The sequence below is a fragment of the Paenibacillus tengchongensis genome (assembly GCF_008973665.1).
GTDB classification, from domain to species: domain Bacteria; phylum Bacillota; class Bacilli; order Paenibacillales; family Paenibacillaceae; genus Paenibacillus_AQ; species Paenibacillus_AQ tengchongensis.
Map to the genome: position 1 here is coordinate 1 of NZ_WACP01000052.1, position 699 is coordinate 699.

The following is a 699-nucleotide window of genomic DNA, read 5'->3' on the forward strand; positions in this document are numbered from 1 at the left end:
GCGGTTCAGCAGAAGAAAGGCGAGATCGAGCAGGTCCGCACGGAGAAGGAACGCGAAGCGCAGAAGAAGCAGTCAGAGGCGGAGCAAGAAGCGACAGTAGCCTACAGCAAGGCCAAGAAGGACGCTGACGGCAAGAAGAAGGAAGAGGAAGAGAAAGAGAAAAAGAAGAAGGGCGGCGTGCTCGGCTGGATCAAGGATAAATTCGAAGCGGTTGTGGAGCTGGTCAAAAAGGCGGTCAACTTTATTTTTGACAATCTGCGCAAGGCTGTGAAGTTTATTTTCGAGAAAGCCAAACAGGCGGTCATTGGCCTCATTGAGCTGGGCCGCAAGCTGATTACCGGACTGATCAAAGGGCTGGGCACCCTGCTCAAGAAGCTCGTCAACATCGTCTTCGCGAAATTCCCGGGGATTGCCAAGCGAATCTGTGCCCGCATCGACAGTGTGGTCGATCAAGCCGTGAAGCTGGTCAACCAGATTGCCAAGAAGCTCAAGGCCAAAGCGGCGCAGGCGCTGGACTTCCTCGCCTCCAAGGTCGATCAGGCGCTCGGCGCGCTGCAGAAATTCTATACGAAGCTGATCTCGGCTCTGGGCTCCATTCTGATCAGCGTATTCCTCGATGTCATGGAGCGGATCGGCGCGCTCGGCAAGGCGGCCAAACGCTCGTTCAGCCATCTGGAGGGCAAGATGTGGGAGTATCTG

1 pseudogene is annotated in these 699 nt (G+C 55.7%); it reads left to right on the top strand.

Annotated features, from left to right (window positions below):
* Positions 1 to 699: pseudogene (locus F1381_RS27875) on the top strand (HNH endonuclease); the annotation flags it as partial.